General features: G+C 68.3%; 16 protein-coding genes. 7 read left to right on the top strand and 9 right to left on the bottom strand.

All coding sequences use genetic code 11. The features are described from left to right. Window positions 1–188: 188 nt before the first annotated feature. The 3 genes from ABD285_RS04350 (at window position 189) to ABD285_RS04340 (ending at window position 3,466) form a co-directional block, all read left to right on the top strand. Complete coding sequence (locus ABD285_RS04350; protein ID WP_344200624.1) at window positions 189–1,628, top strand: ABC transporter substrate-binding protein; 1,440 nt, start codon at window positions 189–191, stop codon at window positions 1,626–1,628. 126 nt (window positions 1,629–1,754) lie between these two features. Then, complete coding sequence (locus ABD285_RS04345; protein ID WP_344200621.1) at window positions 1,755–2,591, top strand: carbohydrate ABC transporter permease; 837 nt, start codon at window positions 1,755–1,757, stop codon at window positions 2,589–2,591. A 134-nt stretch (window positions 2,592–2,725) separates the two neighbouring features. Then, the gene (locus ABD285_RS04340) at window positions 2,726–3,466 is read left to right on the top strand and encodes a carbohydrate ABC transporter permease (RefSeq protein WP_344200618.1); all 741 of its coding nucleotides are present in this window, start codon (window positions 2,726–2,728) and stop codon (window positions 3,464–3,466) included. Window positions 3,467–3,499: 33 nt separating this feature from the next. Here ABD285_RS04340 and ABD285_RS04335 read toward each other — a convergent pair whose 3' ends face one another. The 9 genes from ABD285_RS04335 to ABD285_RS04295 all read right to left on the bottom strand — a co-directional run bounded on the left by ABD285_RS04335 (window position 3,500) and on the right by ABD285_RS04295 (window position 13,271). Further along, window positions 3,500–4,264: a DeoR/GlpR family DNA-binding transcription regulator gene (locus ABD285_RS04335; RefSeq protein ID WP_344200615.1), complete on the bottom strand. Its 765-nt coding sequence runs from the start codon at window positions 4,262–4,264 to the stop codon at window positions 3,500–3,502. An 84-nt stretch (window positions 4,265–4,348) separates the two neighbouring features. Next, entirely contained in the window at window positions 4,349–5,710 is a 1,362-nt protein-coding gene (locus tag ABD285_RS04330) for an L-serine ammonia-lyase (protein ID WP_344200612.1), read from the bottom strand. A gap of 19 nt (window positions 5,711–5,729) precedes the next feature. After that, window positions 5,730–6,791: a dihydrodipicolinate synthase family protein gene (locus ABD285_RS04325; protein WP_344200609.1), complete on the bottom strand. Its 1,062-nt coding sequence runs from the start codon at window positions 6,789–6,791 to the stop codon at window positions 5,730–5,732. 1 nt (window position 6,792) lies between these two features. Next, window positions 6,793–7,824 carry an NAD-dependent epimerase/dehydratase family protein gene (locus ABD285_RS04320; RefSeq protein ID WP_344200606.1) on the bottom strand — a complete coding sequence of 344 codons (1,032 nt, stop codon included), beginning with the start codon at window positions 7,822–7,824 and terminating at the stop codon, window positions 6,793–6,795. A gap of 42 nt (window positions 7,825–7,866) precedes the next feature. Beyond that, on the bottom strand, window positions 7,867–8,736 hold the full coding sequence (locus ABD285_RS04315; protein ID WP_284254040.1) for a GNAT family N-acetyltransferase: 870 nt from the start codon (window positions 8,734–8,736) through the stop codon (window positions 7,867–7,869). Beyond that, window positions 8,729–9,835: a Gfo/Idh/MocA family protein gene (locus tag ABD285_RS04310; RefSeq protein WP_344200603.1), complete on the bottom strand. Its 1,107-nt coding sequence runs from the start codon at window positions 9,833–9,835 to the stop codon at window positions 8,729–8,731. The genes ABD285_RS04315 and ABD285_RS04310 overlap by 8 nt, the downstream gene beginning before the upstream one ends. A gap of 561 nt (window positions 9,836–10,396) precedes the next feature. Further along, window positions 10,397–10,798, bottom strand: coding sequence for a type II toxin-antitoxin system VapC family toxin (locus ABD285_RS04305; RefSeq protein WP_284254038.1), 402 nt, complete (start codon window positions 10,796–10,798; stop codon window positions 10,397–10,399). Further along, the gene (locus tag ABD285_RS04300; RefSeq protein ID WP_344200600.1) at window positions 10,795–11,079 is read right to left on the bottom strand and encodes a hypothetical protein; all 285 of its coding nucleotides are present in this window, start codon (window positions 11,077–11,079) and stop codon (window positions 10,795–10,797) included. Before ABD285_RS04300 ends, ABD285_RS04305 begins: the two co-directional genes overlap by 4 nt. Before the next feature lie 35 nt (window positions 11,080–11,114). Beyond that, window positions 11,115–13,271, bottom strand: a complete 2,157-nt coding sequence (locus ABD285_RS04295) for an ATP-dependent Clp protease ATP-binding subunit (protein WP_344200597.1) — start codon at window positions 13,269–13,271, stop codon at window positions 11,115–11,117. A 261-nt stretch (window positions 13,272–13,532) separates the two neighbouring features. Between ABD285_RS04295 and ABD285_RS04290 the strand changes: the two genes are divergently transcribed. From ABD285_RS04290 to ABD285_RS04275, 4 genes are all read left to right on the top strand, one after another. Then, complete coding sequence (locus tag ABD285_RS04290; protein WP_284254036.1) at window positions 13,533–14,861, top strand: ABC transporter substrate-binding protein; 1,329 nt, start codon at window positions 13,533–13,535, stop codon at window positions 14,859–14,861. Window positions 14,862–14,990: 129 nt separating this feature from the next. Further along, window positions 14,991–15,968 carry a carbohydrate ABC transporter permease gene (locus ABD285_RS04285; protein WP_284254035.1) on the top strand — a complete coding sequence of 326 codons (978 nt, stop codon included), beginning with the start codon at window positions 14,991–14,993 and terminating at the stop codon, window positions 15,966–15,968. Continuing rightward, window positions 15,965–16,846, top strand: a complete 882-nt coding sequence (locus ABD285_RS04280; protein WP_284254034.1) for a carbohydrate ABC transporter permease — start codon at window positions 15,965–15,967, stop codon at window positions 16,844–16,846. The genes ABD285_RS04285 and ABD285_RS04280 overlap by 4 nt, the downstream gene beginning before the upstream one ends. After that, on the top strand, window positions 16,843–18,864 hold the full coding sequence (locus ABD285_RS04275) for a GMC oxidoreductase (protein ID WP_344200591.1): 2,022 nt from the start codon (window positions 16,843–16,845) through the stop codon (window positions 18,862–18,864). Before ABD285_RS04280 ends, ABD285_RS04275 begins: the two co-directional genes overlap by 4 nt. The last annotated feature ends 10 nt before the right edge of the window (window positions 18,865–18,874 follow it).

The following is an 18,874-nucleotide window of genomic DNA, read 5'->3' as shown; positions in this document are numbered from 1 at the left end:
CGATCTACGCCGACGTGCACCGGGCTCGGCATCTTCGTGAACCGCTGCCAGCAGCTGACCGCGGTCACAGACGCCTTGACGGAGGTATACGCCCATTTGTGATCGCTCACGGCCGAGACGATCAAATCGCTCACTCCGTTTGCACTCTTTGACCGGTTTTGTTGTCACTTGATCGGCCCTGGCGGACCATGACTCCCGTCGACGATGACGAAGCCCGACGTCGCGAGAGCCCTGTCCGACGCGGGACAGCAGGCGCGGTCCATCCGATCTCGACGCGAAGCAGAGCCGGGATGCACAACGAAGTGAGGCGAAAAATGAAACGTTCGGTCACCGCAAAACTGTTCACAGCGCTGGCGCTCTTCAGCGCCGTATCTCTCACCCTCGCGGGTTGCAGCGGCGGGGGCGGCGGCAGCTCGAAGCTCGATAAGAGCGCGCCCGTGACGCTCACCTGGTGGACGGGGCAGACGCAGACGGCCGAGAAGACCCTCGAGTCGCTGGCCAAGGAGTTCCATACCGATCACCCGAACGTCACGATTCAGATCTCCTCGGGTGCACCGACCACGACCGACCTGCTCCAGAAGATCTCGGCAGCCTTCGTCAGCGGCGACACGCCCGACATCTCGTACACGTACGGGTACTGGGGAGGGACCCTCGCCGCCAGCGGCCACATGCTGGACATCACCAAACAGGTGTCCGCACCCGATGTGCACTGGGACGCATTCCCCGTGTCGGCGAGGAAGATCGCCGCTCCCGCGGGGAAGGTCATCGGGATGCCCTCGATCGTGGACGTCGTCAGCCTCATGTACAACAAGGCGCTGTTCGACAAGGCGGGCCTCGCGTATCCGACCGATGACTGGACGTGGGACGACTTCCGGCAGGCGGCGAAGAAGCTGACCGACAAGTCCACACAGACGTTCGGGACGGCGTTCCCGGTCGATCCGGGTGATGCGGCCTACCGCTTCTTCCCCCAGTTCTGGCAGCGCGGCGGAACGTTGCTCAACGCCGATCAGACCAAGTCCCAGCTGAACTCGGCTGCCGGCGTCGGAACCCTCGACTTCATGAACTCGCTCGCCGTCAAGGACAAGAGCGTCTACCTGGATCAGACGGGATCGAAGTTCGAGCCCCTCTTCGTGGCCGGCCGGATCGGGATGATCATGGACGGACCGTGGCTGCTGTCGGACCTCAAGACCGGCCACACCGATTACGGCGTCGTCAACCTGCCGGGAGTCGACGGCAAGCACACCACGATCTCCGGTCCCGATATCTGGGCGCTCTTCGACAACCACGACGCCAACCGCGCCTACTGGTCGTACCAGCTCATCAAGTGGCTCACCGACCCCGCGCAGGATGCGCGGTACTCGCTGGCGCTCGGCAATCTTCCGCTTCGGCCGTCGCAGGAGAACGATCTGCCGGAGTTCAAGAAGGCCGTCGACACGTACCCGGGATTCCAATCGATGGCCGCGAACCTGTCGAACGTCCAGCAGGCGCTTCCCTCCATCAGCGCATTCCCGGATCTCTCCGACGCGGTCGGGACGGCGATGTCGCATGCGATGCAGGGCCAGGGGACCAGCGAGGAGAACCTGAAGATCGCCGATGCGACAACCGATAAGGCGCTCGCGAAGAAATAGGGAGCGTCTTCATTGGTGACCACCGTCGGCAACAGTGTGAAGGGCCGGACGTCCGGGGTGCCGAAACGGCGCCCCGGACGGTCGCTCGCTGCCACCGTCCGACAGACCCTCGAAGGCTGGGGCTTCGTGGCCCCAGCCTCCGTGATCGTCGTCGGCCTGTCGATCTTCCCCGCCGGCTGGGCCTTCGTGCTCTCACTGCAGCACTGGAATGGATTCAGTCAGCCGGAGTTCGCCGGCGTCTCCAACTACGCGGGCGTCATCACCGACTCGGAGTTCTGGGATGCGGTCGTCCACACCGCGGTCTACGTCGTCCTCTTCGTGCCGCTGTCGGTGTTCGCGGGGATGATCCTCGCGGTTGCTCTCAACCGGAAAATCCGCTTCATCGGGCTCTACCGGACGCTCATCTTCGTCCCGTTCGTCGTCTCGGCCGCCACCACCGGCGTGCTCACCAACTACCTTTTCGACACCCAGTTCGGCATCGTCAACCATGTCCTCAACGTCCTCGGCCTCCCTGCTCAGGGATGGTTGACGGACCAGAAGCAGGCGATGGTCGTCATCGTGATCATGTCGCTCTGGGGATCCGCGGCGTTCACGACCGTGATCTACCTCGCCGCGCTGCAGGACATCCCGGCGGAACTGGTCGAGGCCGCCACCATCGATGGCGCGAATCGCGTGCAGACCTTCTGGCTGGTCGTCCTCCCGCAACTGAAGTCGGTCTCGACCTTCCTCGTCATCTGGCAGCTCGTTCAGGCGATACAACTCTTCGACCTCGTCTATACGACGACGCGCGGGGGTCCGCTCAATGCGACCGAGACGATCGTCTACTACCTGTGGAACACCGCTTTCCTCAAGCTGGACTTCGGCTACGGGTCGGCCATCGCCTACGTGCTGTTCGGCGTCACGATCCTGATCACCCTGGGTGTCGGCGCCTATTCGCGCCGACGGGAAGCGCGCGTGCAATGAGTACGACAGTTCAGGCCGGCCTCCGGGCTCACGATGGCGAGGCGACGCGGCGCCGCAAGAGGCGCCTGCCGTTCAGCGGATGGCATTTCCTCCTCCTCCCGCTCGCGATCCTGTTCGCGATCCCGCTGCTGCAGATGTTCCTCGCGTCACTGTCGCCCGCGGCGGAGCTGTTGCGGTTCCCGCCGCCGTTCGTTCCCTCCCACCTGACCCTCTCCGGATATCAGAGCCTCTTCCAGCAGTCCAACATCTTGCTGTGGCTGGGCAATACGCTCATCGTTTCGGCGACGTCCATCGTCTCCAACATGATCCTGTGCAGCTTTGCCGGCTACGGATTCGCGCGGCTGAAGTTCCGGGGCCGGAACGTGCTCTTCGTGGCGATCGTCGGCACCATCATGATTCCGACCCAGGTGCTGATGATCCCCACCTACCTGCTGTTCTCGCGCCTGGGCCTGATCAATTCGCTCGGGGCGGCGATCGTTCCCTGGTTGGCGACCGCATTCGGCATCTTCCTCATGCGTCAGTTCTTCCTCTCCATTCCCGCGGAGCTCGAGGAGGCGGGCCTCATCGACGGATGCTCCCGACTGCACGTCTTCATCAGAATCGTGCTCCCCTTGGCCAAACCGGCCCTGGCGACACTGGCGATCTTCACGCTTCTCGGCGCGTGGAACGACCTCGTGTGGCCGCTGATCGCGATCAACAACGCCAATGCCTTCACGCTGCAGCTGGGTATCGCGAACTTCCAGGGAGTCCATCGCACCGACTGGTCTCTGCTGATGGCGGGCAACGTCATCGCCACCCTCCCCCTCATCATCTTCTTCACCGTTGCTCAGAAGCAGTTCGTCGCCACGATGTCCGTCTCGGGGTTGAAGGGATAGCCGGCGGCGTCACCTCCTGAACGCGATCGGGAGCTAGGGGGAGTCGGCGATGTGCACTCGCGTGCCGGCCGCCCGGATCGCCTCGAGCTCGCCGACGTCGGCCGACGAGTCCGTGACGAGATCGTCGATGCGATCGATGCCGGCGACGCTCGCGAGGGTGACCCGGCCGATCTTCGAGCCGTCCGCGACGACGATCACCCGCTGGGCATGGCCCACCATCGCGCCATTGGTTCTCGCCTCCGTCTCGTCATGCGTGGTCGCCCCGCGGACGGCGGTCATGCCGTCGACGCCGAGAACCGCCGTGCCGATGTTGATCGCCTGAAAGGTGTTCTCGGCGAGCACTCCCACGAGCTCGTGCGAGTGGGGCCGCATCACGCCGCCGGTCATGATGACGCGCAGCGTCGGGCGCGCCGCGAGCTGAGTCGCCGTCGTGAGCGAGTTGGTCACGATGGTGAAGTCGTGCCTCGTCGACAGCAACCGGGCGACCTCGGTCGTCGTCGTCCCGCCCCCGATCGCCACGACGTGGCGACCGGGACGGATCAAGCGAGCCGTCGCGCGGGCGATCAGGCGCTTCGCTTCACGGAATTGGCCGTCCTTCAACTGCACCGGCAGCTCGATCTCGATGTCATGTCCGACCTCGATCAGCCGGGCGCCGCCATGCGTGCGACGCAGCAGCTGCTGATCCTCGAGATCGGCGAGATCCCGCCGGATGGTGGCCGGCGAGACGCGCAGTTCGCCGGAGAGGCCCTCCAGTGTCAGGCTGCCGCTCTCCGTGAGCCTCTCGATGATCGACAGCATGCGTTGAGAGCGCCTGATCGAGGTCGAATGCGGTTGCCCGCGCCTCACCCTCTCCACGGGATTCACCGGCGTCTCCCGCTCCGGTCAGCATTCGACGACATTGACCGCCAGGCCTCCGCGCGACGTCTCCTTGTAGGCGTCCTTCATGTCGGCGCCGGTGAGACGCATCGTCAGGATCGCGGCGTCCAACGAGACCTTGTGCGAGCCGTCGCCGTGCAGCGCGAGGCCGGCCGCCGTGATCGCGGTGTTGCCGGCGATCGCGTTCCGCTCGATGCACGGAATCTGGACGAGTCCGCCGACGGGATCGCAGGTCAGCCCGAGGTGGTGCTCGATGCCGATCTCGGCGGCGTTCTCAACCTGCTCGGGCGCACCCCCGAGGGCCTCGCACAGCGCCGCTGCGGCCATCGAGCACGCGGATCCGATCTCTCCCTGACATCCCACCTCAGCGCCCGAGATCGACGCATTCCTCTTGAAGAGGCTGGCGATGGCCGCAGCGGTCAGGAAGAACCTGAAGACGCCCTCCTCCGTCGCGCCCGGAACGAACTTCACGTAGTAATGGAGTACGGCCGGCACGATGCCCGCGGCACCGTTGGTCGGCGCCGTGACCACGCGGCCCCCCGCGGCGTTCTCCTCGTTGACGGCCAGGGCGAAGAGGGCGACCCACTCTCCGGCGTCGTGCCTCCCCCGGTCGCCACGCTCGCTGAGGGTCGACCACAGCGCCGGAGCCCGGCGGGGGACCCGCAGCCGCCCGGGGAGCACCGCCTCCCCGCTCTCGCACCCACGGATCACGCACTGGCGCATGGCCTGCCAGACACGAGCGATGCCCTCACGTACCTGTGTCTCGCTCCGCATCGCCAGCTCGTTCTCGAGCATGACCCCGCTGATGCTCAGCCCCGTCTCACGACAGATCGAGAGGAGCTCGTTCGCAGTCGAGAACTCATGCGGAACAGGCGCTCCGTCCTCCGGGTCCTCACCGGGGCCGCGCGACACGAATCCGCCGCCGATCGAGTAGTAGGTGTCCGATCGGATGACCGCCCCGTCGTGACCGTGCGCGGTGAAGGTCAGCGCGTTCGGGTGTCCGGGCAGCTCGACCGATCGACGGAAGGTGATGTCGCGATCGGGGTCGAACTCGATCGGATGGGTGCCGAGGAGCGTCACGCATCGTCGCACGGTCAGCCGGTGGAACCGGTCTTCCGTCGCCCCGGTGTCGACGGTCTCGGGATCATCGCCCTCGAGTCCCAGAACGACGGCCCGATCCGTGCCGTGGCCACGACCGGTCGCGGCCAGGGACCCGAAGAGCTCCACGTGCACGCGGCGGATCTCGCCGAGGCCCGGGCCGCGCGCAAGCTCGGTCACGAAGGCCTTCGCGGCCCGCATCGGGCCCACCGTGTGCGACGACGACGGCCCGATGCCGATGGAGAAGACGTCCAGCGTGCTGAGGCTCATCGACGTGCCATCGCCGCGTTCACCCGAGCCACCGATCGAGGTTCTCGGCGACGAAGGCGTCGTCGGTGAGCCACGGATACGCGCTCCGGACGCGGCTCAGCTCCTCCGCCTGACCGGGCGAGAGCACCTCCGCCTCCTCGAGGCACCAGTTCCCGGCCAGCAGGCCCTGCCGACGAAGGTGTTCGTTGATCCCCGCGATGCTGCCGGCGAAGTCGTGGGCGGTGTCGAAGAGAGCACTGTTGGCGTCGGTCACATCCGAGCCCCGTGCGATGGCACGACGCAGCGCCTCGTCGTCTCCGGTCGACGCGCTCCGGATGGTCGCGAACAGCTCGACGGCGGCGCGGGTTCCGACCGCCCACTGCCCCAGCAGGCCGCCCACGAACCGGCGCGTCTCGCCCGCCGCGCCCACGTGGAAATCCGTCACCAGGTCGTTGACGATGGTGTCGTCGTTGCCCGTGTACAACGCGACGTCGGCCCCGCGCCCGGATCGGACGATGCCGCGCACCGCCTCCAGCGTGCGGTAGCGGCTGAAGGGCGCCAGCTTGACGGCGACGACGGATTCGATGTCGGCGGTGCGCGTCCAGTACTCCTCCGAGAAGCGTCGTCCGCCGACGGCCGGTTGCAGGTAGAAGGCGATGACCGGAAGCACGCCCCCGACCGCCCGCGTCCGTCGCACGAGATCCTCCTCGCTCAGCGACGTGGTCGCGTTGGGCGAGAGCAGGACCGCGTCGTACCCGAGGTCCGCCGCGACCTCGGCTTCTGCGACGGCCTGGTCGATCGCTCCGGAGACTCCGGCGATCTTCACGAAGGCATCGCCGGGCGAGAACTCCGCCACCGTGTCGGCGGCGCACCGCAGCACGGGCTCGTACAGGCCGAAACGGGGATCCCGGATGGCGAACTGCGTCGTGTGCACCCCGACCGCGACGCCCCCGGCGCCGGCGTCGATGTAGTACCGCGTCAGGGCCCGCTGCCGCCGCTCGTCGAGAGCCTTGTCCTCGGTGATGGCGAGGGGGTGCGCCGGGATCACGGTGCCCCGTGCCAGCGCCTCCGATGCCGCGCTCCTGGAGCCGGATCCCGTCACGTCAGAACCTCCCGTCATTGCGCTCGAACTTCGTCGGCTTGCCGAGCACCCGGCCGCCGGCGAGAAGCCAATCGGCCTGCATCTCGATCAGCGCGCCCGCCGCGAGGTCGGGGTAGCCGAACAGCGAGTGGCACGTGGCGGCGTTCGAGAGCAGGGCGGTCTCGCCCTCCTGTCCGGAGAACACGACCTCGCGGTCGAGCAGCTCGCCGAATCGAAGGGCGATCGCACGGACGGAGAGGATCTCGGGGCCGGCCAGATTGATGATGCGCGGCGGGCTGTCGGCGAGCAGGAGCGATCTCAGAGCGACCTCGTTCGCGTACCGCTGCGCGACGACGTTGACGAAGCCCACGGAGAGATCGACGGGGGAACCGGCGAGGACGCGTTGCGCGATGTCGCACAGCACTCCGTAGCGCGGCTCGACCGCGTAGTTTAGCCGGATGATGGACGCGCGGAGGCCGCCGCTCAGCGAGGCCGCCTGGATGACCCGCTCCCGTCCGAGGCAGCTCATCGCGTACTCGCCGACGGGCGCGGTCGGTGAGTCCTCCGTGGATCCGAGACCGGTGACGGGCGTGAACGGGTAGACGTTCCCGGTCGAGAACGCGGCGAGCCTGGAGGCGCGATAGCGGCGTGCGACCACCGACGGAAGCACGCAGTTGGTCATCCACGCTCCGCTCGGATTCGCGTCGCTGCCGAACTTGGCACCGACCATGTACACGACGTTCTCGGCCTCCGGCAATCCCGAGAGGTCGGCATCCGGACTCAGTTCGGCGCGGACGACTTCGACGCCCCCCGCCTCCAGCCGGTCGGCGAGGCCTTGGTCGCTCCAGCGGGAGACCGCGATGACACGGGCATCCGTGCTGCCGGCGGTGTCGAGTGCGTTGCGGGCGGCGAGGCACAGGCTCGGTCCCATCTTGCCGCCGGCTCCGAGGATCACGAGATCCCCGCTGAGCCTCGACATGTCGGACACGAGCCCGGGTGAGGGGACGCCGAGCAGGCGGTCCAGCTGTTCCTCGTCGGCAGGGTGGCTGAGCAAGGGATTCTCCTTCACTGACAGGGTGGGGTCGGACGGGAATCGCTAGCCCAGCTCGGGAGCGACGGTGGCGTATCCAGTGCCCCCGTCGGGGTCGGGCAGCGACGGCCCGCGTACCATGCGGGCGAATGAGCGGGCGGTCGTCAGCGCGAATCGTTTCGCGAGATGCGCGCGCCTCGGACCCTCCGGCACATCGAGCTCGATCGGTGCGCCCGGGATGGGAGAGATCGCGGCCTGGAAGGCGAGATCGGCGGCCCGTTGATCGCGGGCTCCGACGGGGCCGATATGCCAGCGCCGTGCTCCGGGTCGACGGAAGGACCACGCGATCAGCCGGCCCTCGTCTTCGACGACAGAGCACCCCTCGGGGAACGTGCGGCACAGGTCCTCGAGCAGGGTGGCACGCGGCACGCCCAGCGCCGCACTCTCCATGGCCGTCACGGCTGGCAGATCCGTCGGCGACATCGGTCGCACCCCCACCAGGGTCGTCGCATCCACCGCACTCGCCTCCCCGTGCAGGCGATGCACCTGGTATTGCTCGACGAAGCCGTATCGGTCGTAGACCTGCTTGCCCAGCACGGTGGCGTCGAGAGCCACGTTCCGGATGCCGTGGGCCGAGTCGAGATGGTTCAGGGCGTGTTCGACGAGACGGCTTCCGATTCCGAGACGACGGAACGACTCGTCGACGACGACCATCCCGACCCAGGCCAGTCGCCCGGCATACGCGGTCGTGGTGGTGGTGGCCACGACGCGACCTCCCCGTGTGGCGGCGAAGCAGCCGTCCGGCGCCAGCCGGAGCAGTCGCTTCCAGTCGGCACGTGTCTGATTGAACCCGACCTGGCCGCTCAGCTCCTCCAGCCGTTCGAGGTCCGCCTCCTGCAGGGGCCGGATGGTCTCGCCCGACGTGACCTCAGCCATCCTGTCGACCTGCATCGAGCCACGGGGCACCCGTGCCCTGCATGCTCGAGTAGAAGGGGGTGCCCGCCGCGATGTCGCCGGGGCGAATCGCCCCGCCGCCGAACGCGGATGCGTAGATCGCTGCCGCCAGCTCGAGCGACCGGCGGGAGTCGGCGAGGGTGACGGGGGGTGCGTCGCCCCGATCGAGAGCGTCGAGCACCGCTCGCAGCTGGCTCACGTGGCTCGAGGTCTCGGCGCCCTCCCGGCTCGCCGTCAACGCGGGCAGCGCGCGCCCATCGAGGCCCGTCACCCTCCAGTCGGCGTCGGTGTACCCGTACAGATGCTCGAGCTCGACCGTCGCGTTCTCGTAGTCGATGCGCAGGTAGCTCGTCTCCCGGATCGACACGAGCGAGTTGAGGATCGTCGCGATCGCGCCGTTCGCGAAGCGCACCACCGCCGCGGAGACGTCCTCGGTCTCGGTCGGCCGCGACTGGCGTCCTGCCAGGGCCGTCACGAGCTGCCAGTCCCCGAGGATCGACAGGAGGAGGTCGAACTGGTGGATGCCGTGGCCCATCGTCGGACCGCCTCCCTCGCTCGCCCAGCTGCCTCGCCACGGAGTGGCGTAGTACTCGTCGTCGCGGAACCAGAGCGTGTTGCACGTCGCGACGAGAGGCCGACCCAGGGCGGCTCTCGTGGGCGCCTCACGCAGACGAACCGGAACACCGCCGAAGCGATGCTGGAACACCACCGCGACGGGCACCCCGGACCGCCGCTCGGCGTCGAGGAGGGCATCCAACTGCTCGAGCGAGAGAGCCGGCGGCTTCTCGAGCAGGGGGACGACCCCGGCACTCAGGCATTCGAGCGCGAGGGGCACGTGGGTCGAGGGCGGCGTGCAGATGTGGACCACGTCGAGCGTCTCGGACGCGAGCAGGCGGGTGAGGGCCTCGAACGAACTCGGCACGTCCCACCGGCGCGCGAACTCCGCGACGCGTGCCTCGTCGACATCGACGGCCCCGACCAGGCGTGCGCGGTCGCTCAGCCGCCGGAGAGCCGCCGCGTGCTCGGATGCGATCTCGCCGGTGCCGACGATCGCCACGCGATACGTGTTCACCGGGACCACGCCCGATCCACGAAGCGGAGCCTGCGGAGCGGACTGCCTCTCATGGACGGAGACGCGCCGCGATCCGGAGGGGATGATCGAAGGCCACGGGAAGGTCCCCCATCTGGTCGGCTCGGCGGTTCGCTCGGAACCGGCATCGACCCACCTGGCCTCGATGCCACAGGATTTGTCACACTACGACCGGCCGAATCGCCGCGGGGGCAAGACTGATCAATTGCTCATGCCGTATGAGCGTTTCGCTGACTCGATGAGGGCTTTCGCGCGGGATCGGGCGCTTGTCGCACTTTTCTCGGCCCGGCGGCCTCCGAAAACGCCCAACCGCGCACACGTGCGTCATCTCGGGCGTCTCCCCGGGACGTCTCCGCGTCTGCACGCCAGAAACCGTGGGTCGCGCGCCGCGCGACGAGCACGGATTCCGGTGATCCAGGCGGGGGTCGGGTCGCTCAGCTCCCGGAGACCGGCGCCAGAGCCTGCGGCGCGGCCCCGCTGGCACGACGCCCGCGACGCGGCGCCTCGACCTGGGCTCGTGCAGACCGGCGGACGAGCCGTCTGATCCGCGCGCTACTCCCAGCCGACGACGCGGCAGGTGATGCCGGGCACACGGGCCAGCTTTCCGTCGGCCGTCACGAGTGGACATCCGAGTTCCTCGGCCACCGCGAGGTACGCGGCGTCGTACGGAGCCGCGTCGTCGGTGAGTTCGACGATGCGCGGAAGGAGACCGGCGGTCGGCCAGACGTCGAACTCGAACTCCCGCAGTGCCACGACCGCCGATGCGAACTGCGCTCGGTCGATGTGATGTCCGAGCAGTCGCCCGCGGAGGGCGCTGATCACCTCGAGCAGGAAGTGCTCGGGAACGACCCAGTGCGGGTCGCTGCCAGCCGCACCCAGGATCGCGGCCCGGCGCCGGTCGTCATCGCCGGCCAGGATCTCGACGACCGCCGACGCATCGACCGCGACGGTCATGCCGTCTCATTCGGCGGCGGGAAGACCGCATCCAGGATCTGCTGCGTCCGCTCGTCGCGCAGGCGGTGGATCAGGCCGACCGTGCTCTCAGCGGACGAGTCGATCCGTGCGATGGGACCCTTCCGCATCTCGGCCAACCAGGCACGATTGCGCGCCATCTTCGCCTCGTGTGCGAGCACGTCTTGCAGGAGCACCTGCAACGAGACCCCCCGCCGCCGTGCCTCGCCGACCAGCGCCTCGCGCACGTCGTCGGGGACGTCCCGCACCTGGATGGCCACCATGCATACAAAATAGCATGCACGATCGCATGCGCCGGTCAGACCGCGGCGGCCTCGAACCTTGACACCGCGAGACCGTCGGCCTCGAGGTCGACCCGCACGGTGTCGCCGTCACGGATGACGCCCTCGAGCAGGGCCTTCGCGAGGCGGTCGTCGATCTCGTGCTGCATGAGCCGGCGCAGCGGCCGCGCCCCGTAGATCGGGTCGTAGCCGCGCTCGGCCAGCCAGGCGCGCGCCTCGGGGGTGACCGCCAGCTGCAGCCGGCGCTCGGCGAGCCGGCGCTCGAGCCGGTCGACGTACAGCGAGACGATCTGACCGAGGTCGTCGTGGGTGAGCGGAGCGAACACGACGATGTCGTCCAGCCGGTTCACGAACTCGGGCTTGAAGGCCTGACGCACCAGGTCCTGCACGGCCTCCTGCTTCTGCTGCCACGGCATCGACGGGTCGACGAGGATCTGGCTGCCGAGGTTGGAGGTCAGGATCAGGATCGTGTTGCGGAAGTCGACGGTGCGGCCCTGACCATCCGTCAGCCGGCCGTCGTCGAGCACCTGCAGCAGGATGTCGAACACCTCGGGGTGCGCCTTCTCGACCTCGTCGAGCAGGATCACCGAGTACGGGCGCCGGCGCACGGCCTCCGTGAGCTGCCCGCCCTGCTCGTATCCGATATATCCGGGAGGGGCCCCGACGAGCCGCGAGACGGAGAACTTCTCGCCGTACTCCGACATGTCGATGCGCACGAGCGCCTTCTCGTCATCGAACAGGTACTCGGCGAGCGCCTTCGCGAGCTCGGTCTTGCCGACGCCGGTCGGCCCGAGGAACAGGAACGAGCCGGTCGGCCGGTCGGGATCCGAGATGCCGGCGCGCGTACGGCGCACGGCCTCGGAGACGGCGCGGACGGCGTCCTTCTGCCCGATGAGCCGCTTGCCGAGCTCCTGCTCGAGGTGCAGCAGCTTCTCCTGCTCGCCCTGGCGCAGCTTGTCGACGGGGATGCCGGTCCAGGCGGCGACGACCGAGGCGATGTCCTCGTCGGTCACCTGGTCGTTGACCATCCGCGGACCCTGCTGCTCGACCTGCTCCGCCTCGCCGAGCTTGTGCTCGATGCCGGGGATGGTCTCGTAGTTGAGCTTCGACGCCGTCTGGTAGTCGCCCTCGCGCATCGCCCGGTCGAGCTGGATGCGCGCGTCGTTCAGCTGCGTCTTCAGGTCGCCGACGGAATGCAGGCCGGCCTTCTCCGCGGCCCAGCGGCCCTGCAGCACGCCGAGCTCCGCCTCCATCGTGCGCAGGTCGTCGCGCAGCTTCTCGAGCCGCGCCTTCGACGCGTCGTCCTTCTCCTTCTTGAGCGCGAGCTCCTCGATCTTCAGCCGGTCGACGGCGCGCTTGAGCTCGTCGATCTCGACGGGGCTCGAGTCGATCTCCATCTTGAGCCGCGACGCGGCCTCGTCGATGAGGTCGATCGCCTTGTCGGGCAGCTGCCGAGCGGTGATGTAGCGGTTGGAGAGGGACGCCGCCGCGACGAGGGCGCTGTCGGCGATCGTCACCTTGTGGTGCGCCTCGTATCGCTCCTTGAGCCCGCGCAGGATCGCGATCGTGTCCTCCACGCTCGGCTCGCCCACGTACACCTGCTGGAAGCGGCGCTCGAGGGCGGCGTCCTTCTCGATGTACTCGCGGTATTCGTTGAGCGTCGTCGCACCGATGAGCCGCAGCTCGCCTCGGGCGAGCATCGGCTTCAGCATGTTCGCGGCCGCGACCGAGCCCTCGCCGCCGCCGGCACCCATGAGCGTGTGCAGCTCGTCGATGAAGGTGATGATCTGGCCGTCGGACTCGTCGATCTCCTTCAGCACGGCCTTCAGCCGCTCCTCGAACTCTCCGCGGTACTTCGCGCCGGCCACGAGGGCCGCGAGGTCGAGCGACACGAGCTGCTTGTCCTTGAGGGAGTCCGCGACGTCGCCCGCGACGATGCGCTGCGCGAGCCCCTCGACGACGGCGGTCTTGCCGACGCCGGGCTCGCCGATGAGCACGGGGTTGTTCTTGGTGCGCCGGGTCAGCACCTGACTGATCCGGCGGATCTCGGCATCCCGCCCGATCACCGGGTCGAGCTTGCCGCTCTTGGCGATCTCGGTGAGATTCACGCCGTACTGCTCGAGGGCGCTCTTCTGGTCCTCCTGGCTGGAGGGCGCGCCCTGCATGTTGGCCACATCGTCTCCTTGCGCGACGTCGTCAAAAACTGAGTCTGTTTGACTCAAGTTTACCGATCGCGGCTATATTCCGCCACTGGCGGCGGCGACCGCCCGCGCCGATCGCGAAAGTTTTCGCGATTTGTCCGAATTTGTCGTTGACCGGCTCCCGGTTGACTGGTCTACTAAGAAGACCCGGCACCCGACCAGGGCGCCGGCTGATCCCTCAATGCAGAGAGGGCCGCCCTGGACGCGGTCCACCAAGATCAGAAAGAGGCGACGATGCCATCACAGAACGGTGCGAGTTTCACCCGACGCGGATTCTTCGGCGTCGCCGGTGGTGTGAGCGTTGCGGCGATCCTCGCCGCGTGCTCGCCCAGCGGCGCGGGCGGCGGAGGCGGAGGCGGCAGCAGCAAGCCGCTGAAGTTCTGGAACATGCCGTGGGGTGGAACGAAGTTCAACCCGACCGACAAGAAGATCACGCTGGCCTACAAGCCGAAGAGCGGCCTCCCGGCGGCGACCTACCAGGAGATCCAGTGGGCGAACTTCACCCAGACGTTCTCCTCCGCGATCGCCTCGAACACCGGCCCGGCGGTCAGCTCCGGCGGCGGCACGCAGGCGTTCCAGTTCGCCGCGCAGGGCAAGATCGCCTACGCCGACCACCTCATCAAGTCGTGGGAGTCGAACGGCCTCAAGGACGACTTCCTCGACGGCCTGCTCGACACCATGAAGACGGACAAGGGCTACGCGGCCGTCCCGTACAACCTCGACGTGCGCGTCGCCTGGTACAACAAGGCGCTCATGCAGCAGGCCGGCGCCGACGTGCCGACCACGTGGGATGAGTACAAGGCCGTCTGCGCCAAGCTGAAGAAGATCGGCGTGTACGGTTTCGGCCTCGGGTCGGGTGCGGGCTCCTTCACCGGCAGCCACATCATGACCGCCTTCATGATCAACAACGGCGGCGGCCTGTTCAACAAGAAGCAGGAGCCCGACGCGGTCACCGACGAGAACATCGAGGCGATCGAGTTCATCCTCGAGCTCGTGAAGAACGGCTACTCCGACCCGGCCGCGGCGACCTACACGTCCGACAACGTGCAGGCGCAGTGGAAGGCCAAGCGGTTCGGCTACGGCTGGGACGGCGCGGGCCTGCCGGCCGGCGCCGTGGGCGATGTCGCGAGCGACCTCGTCGTCGCGGACCCGCTGACCAGCCCGTCCGGCAAGAAGGGCGGTCTGTACTTCCCGAACAACATCATGATGTACACCAACACCCCCAGCCAGGAGGGGTCGGAGGCGTTCGTCACGTACTACTACAAGAACATGAAGGAGCTGTGGACCGAGAACACCGGTATCGGTCTGCCGCCCCTCAAGTCGATCGCGGACACCGACGAGTTCAAGTCGAACGCGAACAACGTGAAGATCCTCAACGACTGGAACCCCATCTTCAAGACGTGGGCGGCTCCGGGCGGCAACGGCCTCTTCGCCAACATCGCCAACACGGTGGACGGCACGCAGCCGATGCTCAACTTCACGCAGGCCATCCTGGGCGGCAAGACCGACGCCAAGTCGGCTCTGACCACGCTCCAGAGCGGCATCGAAGGGCTGATGAAGTAGTCCGACCTGCGACAGGTTCGCGATCGGGCTCCGCGGCCCCGGGGGTATCCTCGGGGCCGCGGGCTTCACCGACGAGGAGTAATGCAATGACGCACGTGACCCAGCCCATCGCCGCCGAGAGGCGGCCCCATGTCGACTGAGACGATCACGCGGGGCATCGGGCGGGCCCGCCGCGGTGTCGGCAACGGCGGAGCGGGCCGGCCCGTCCAGTTCAAGCCGAGCAACTCGAACCGGATGCCGGGGCACCGTTCGCGCTCGACGACGTTGCTGCTGTTCGCCCTCCCCTCGCTCATCCTGCTCGTCCTCCTCAACGTCTACCCCGTCGGCTACGCCGGCGTGCAGTCCGCCCGCAACGGCGACCTGCTCTCCGCCGGCGACTTCGTCGGCGGGCAGAACTACCTCACGGTGCTGCAGCAGCCGGTGTTCTGGCACGCCGCCCTGTTCACGCTGATCTTCACCCTCGTCGGGGTGTTCGGATCGTGGGCCATCGGCCTGGCCCTCGCGCTGCTGCTGCGCACCAGGATCCCCGCCAACGGACTGTTCCGGGTGCTGCTGCTCCTGCCGTGGGTCGTTCCGATCGTGGTCTCCGCGACCGCCTGGAACTGGCTCGTGGCGACGCCGCAGTCGCCGCTTCCGGTCATCGCGAACTTCTTCGGCCTCGGCAACCCGCTGTTCCTCGCCGATCCGACGCTCGCGCAGATCCTGGTCTGCGTCTACAAGGTCTGGATCAGCTTCCCGTTCATGATGATGATGATGACGTCGGCGCTCGCCTCGGTCGACACCAACGTCTACGAGGCGTCGAAGGTCGACGGCGCCGGCCCGTGGCAGACCTTCCGTCTGATCACGCTGCCGATGATCTCGCGCACGACGTACATCTCGTGGATCCTCATGACGATCTTCTGCGTCAACGACTTCCCGACGATCTTCCTGCTGACCGGAGGCGGCCCCGTGCAGTCGACGCAGACGCTCGTCGTCATGGCGTACGTCACGGTCTTCCAGAACTACCAGACCGGTCCGGGTGTCGCGATCGCGTTCCTCATGACCCTGGTCCTCGTGATCATCTCGGTGGTCCTGTACCGCCAGATCCGGAAGGTGAACATCGAATGACTACCCCTGACGTCTCCCTGACCGGCAGGCTCGAGGTCGGAGTCAACACGCGCGCGCGCAAGCCGATGGTCCCGGGGGCCCGCGGCAAGTGGGGCCGGTTCATCGGCATCATCGTCATCACGGGCATCGTGCTGATCCCGATCGTCGCGGTCGTGGTGCTCTCGCTGACCCCGTCGCTCGGGTCTTCGGCGACCGGCTTCACGACCGAGAACTACGCGAAGGCGTTCACCGAGACGGGCGTGCTCACCTGGCTGACCAACAGCCTCACGGTGACCCTCGCGACCGTCGTCGTGGCCGTCGTGGTGGCGGCGCCGGCCGGCTACGTGCTCTCCCGCGGCCGCAACCGCTTCGTGTCGGGGTACTCGCTCGTGCTGTTCATCGTGCAGTCCCTGCCGGTGGTCACCGCGGTGATCCCGCTGTTCATCCTGTTCGCCCAGTTCGGGCTCGTCGACAACCTGTTCGGCGTCACGATCGTCTACGTCGGCAGCACCCTCTCGGTGGCGACCTGGATGATGGCCGCCTACTTCGACTCGATCCCGATCACGCTCGAGGAGGCCGCCTGGATGGACGGCACGAGCGTGCTGGGCAGCTTCACGCGGATCGTCCTGCGCAACTCGCTACCCGGCATCCTGTCGACGGCGATCTTCTGCTTCCTGCTCGCCTGGAACGACTACCTCATCGCATCGGTGTTCCTGAAGTCGGACACCGTGAAGACCCTGCCGGTCGGGCTCCAGAGCTTCTTCCAGCAGAACCAGGCCAACTGGGGCCTCGTCATGACCGTGGCGGTCGTGATGATGATCCCGCCCGTGCTGATCTTCGCGCTGCTCAACCGCTACTTCAGCGTCGGCGGCATCGGCGGCTCGCTCGCCGGAAGGTGAGCGAGCGCACCCTGCGCGCGGCCGTCGACCGGGTCATCCCGGCCGACGGCTGGCGCGCCGGCTGGGCAGGCGGAGTCGGCGCCTACCTGGAGTCGGCCGGCCCGGAGCTCGACTGGGCGCGTCCGTTGCTCTCGGCCCTCGCCGCGCGCCTGGGCCCCGGGTTCGCCGAACTCGATGAGGCCGATCAGGATGCCGCCCTCGCGGCCGCCGCGCAGCATCCGGAGGGCGCGATCGAGTTCCGGGCGCTCCAGCGGGTCTGCTGGGAGGGCTTCTACGCATCGTCGGGCGGCCGGGACCCGGAGGGCCTGCGCATGGTGGGCTTCCACGATGTGCCGGCGGGCGTCACGCCGATCGACGCCCCGGCTCCGCGCACCGTCGACTCCCGCCGCGTCCGGCGCCGCTACGACGCGATCGTCATCGGCTCGGGCCCCGGCGGCGGTGCCGTCGCGCGCTCCCTGACCGCCGCGGGCAAGCACGTGCTGCTCCTGGAGCGCGCGGCGTGGAAGCCGAACTCGGAGCTGCGCGGCGACCACCTCCACGACAAGCGCAACGCGGTGTACCGGCCGTCGGCGGGTCCCGGGGCCGGGCATCCCCGCATCCACGTCGATGACGACGGTGGCGAGACGGTCATCGACGGTGACGGCGATGCGGCCCGCTACGGCCTCAACGCGATGCTGCCCGGCGGCGGCACCCGGATCTGGCAGGGCATGGCCTGGAGATTCCTGCCCGAGGACTTCCGCATGGCCAGCGAGTACGGCAATCCGGCGGGCGCGAGTCTCGCCGACTGGCCGGTCGGCTACGACGAGCTGGAGCCGTACTACTCCCAGGCGGAGCAGGAGCTCGGCGTCGCCGGCTCCGAGGGCGCGCTGACCGCCCGGACGCGTCGCAGCACCCGCTACCCGATGCCCGCGATGGGCACCGAGCGGTCGCGCGAGGTGCTCGGCGCGGGCGCCGCGGCGCTCGGCTGGGGATGGGGACCGATCCCGCTCGCGATCAACAGCGTGCCCCGCAACGGGCGGGCCGCCTGCGTGCGGTGCCCGCAGTGCGTCGGGCACGCCTGCCCGGTGGATGCCAAGAACGGCGCCCACAACACCTTCATCCCCCTCGCGCTGGCGACCGGTCGGTGCGAGCTGCTGCTCGACGCGGAGGCGGTGCGCGTCGAGGACGGCGAGTCGACCGCGACGGTGCGCGTGATGGCCGACGCGTCGACGCCGACGCCGCGGGAGCTCGTCGTCGAGGCCGACGTCGTGATCGTGTCGGCGGGCGCCGTCGAGACCCCCCGGCTGCTGATGGCGAGCGGGCTCGGCAACGACCACCTCGGCCGCTACCTGCACGACCACCGCTTCACGACCGTGCTCGGTGTGATCGACCCGCCCGCCAAGACCTGGATCGGGCCGGGCCACTCCGTCGCGACGCTCGAGCACGTGCACGCGGACACCATCCCGTGGGGCGGCGGGGTGCTGGTCGATCTCATGACGCTGCTGCCGCTCACGATGGCGTCCGACCCGCCCACCGACGGGGTGCCGGGCTGGGGCCTGGAGCACAAGCGGTGGATGCGCGAGGGGCGCCGCAACGTGTTCGGTGTGTTCGGGATGGGCCAGGAGGTACCGCTCGCGACCTCGCGCGTCACGCTCGCCGAATCGGCGCGGGACCGCTGGGGCGCACCCGGAGCTCGTCTGCGCAAGGACACCCATCCCGCATCGCTCGAGATCGAGGCCGGAATGGCGCGCGAGTCGATCACCTGGCTGGAGGCGTCGGGCGCGACCGAGGTCGCGCGACGCATGCAGCGCAGGACGGCGACGGCATCCGCGGCGGGAGAGCACTCCTCCGGCACCGCTCGGATGGGCGAGGATCCGGCGCACGCGGCGACGGGAGCCGACGGCCGCCTGCACGGCGCGCGACGGGTCTACGTCGCCGACGCCTCGCTGCACCCGACGAACGGTTCGGTGAACCCGACGCTCACGATCGTCGCGAACTGCCTGCGCGTCGCCGACCGGATCCTCGCCGACTGGCCCTGACGGAGCGGGT

The sequence above is a fragment of the Pseudolysinimonas kribbensis genome, assembly GCF_039531715.1.
In the GTDB taxonomy this organism is placed as follows: Bacteria; Actinomycetota; Actinomycetes; order Actinomycetales; family Microbacteriaceae; genus Pseudolysinimonas; species Pseudolysinimonas kribbensis.
The sequence above is the reverse complement of the archived record's forward strand: the minus strand, read 5'-3'. Positions and strand labels throughout refer to the sequence as shown.

Bases quoted from the DNA above. Each gene is read 5' to 3' on its own strand.
- ABD285_RS04350 (WP_344200624.1), top strand. From the start codon at position 189: ATGACTCCCGTCGACGATGACGAAGCCCGACGTCGCGAGAGCCCTGTC.
- ABD285_RS04340 (WP_344200618.1), top strand. From the start codon at position 2,726: ATGTTCCTCGCGTCACTGTCGCCCGCGGCGGAGCTGTTGCGGTTCCCG.
- ABD285_RS04335 (WP_344200615.1), bottom strand. From the start codon at position 4,264: ATGCTGTCGATCATCGAGAGGCTCACGGAGAGCGGCAGCCTGACACTG.
- ABD285_RS04330 (WP_344200612.1), bottom strand. From the start codon at position 5,710: ATGAGCCTCAGCACGCTGGACGTCTTCTCCATCGGCATCGGGCCGTCG.
- ABD285_RS04315 (WP_284254040.1), bottom strand. From the start codon at position 8,736: ATGGCTGAGGTCACGTCGGGCGAGACCATCCGGCCCCTGCAGGAGGCG.
- ABD285_RS04305 (WP_284254038.1), bottom strand. From the start codon at position 10,798: ATGACCGTCGCGGTCGATGCGTCGGCGGTCGTCGAGATCCTGGCCGGC.
- ABD285_RS04300 (WP_344200600.1), bottom strand. From the start codon at position 11,079: ATGGTGGCCATCCAGGTGCGGGACGTCCCCGACGACGTGCGCGAGGCG.
- ABD285_RS04290 (WP_284254036.1), top strand. From the start codon at position 13,533: ATGCCATCACAGAACGGTGCGAGTTTCACCCGACGCGGATTCTTCGGC.
- ABD285_RS04285 (WP_284254035.1), top strand. From the start codon at position 14,991: ATGTCGACTGAGACGATCACGCGGGGCATCGGGCGGGCCCGCCGCGGT.
- ABD285_RS04280 (WP_284254034.1), top strand. From the start codon at position 15,965: ATGACTACCCCTGACGTCTCCCTGACCGGCAGGCTCGAGGTCGGAGTC.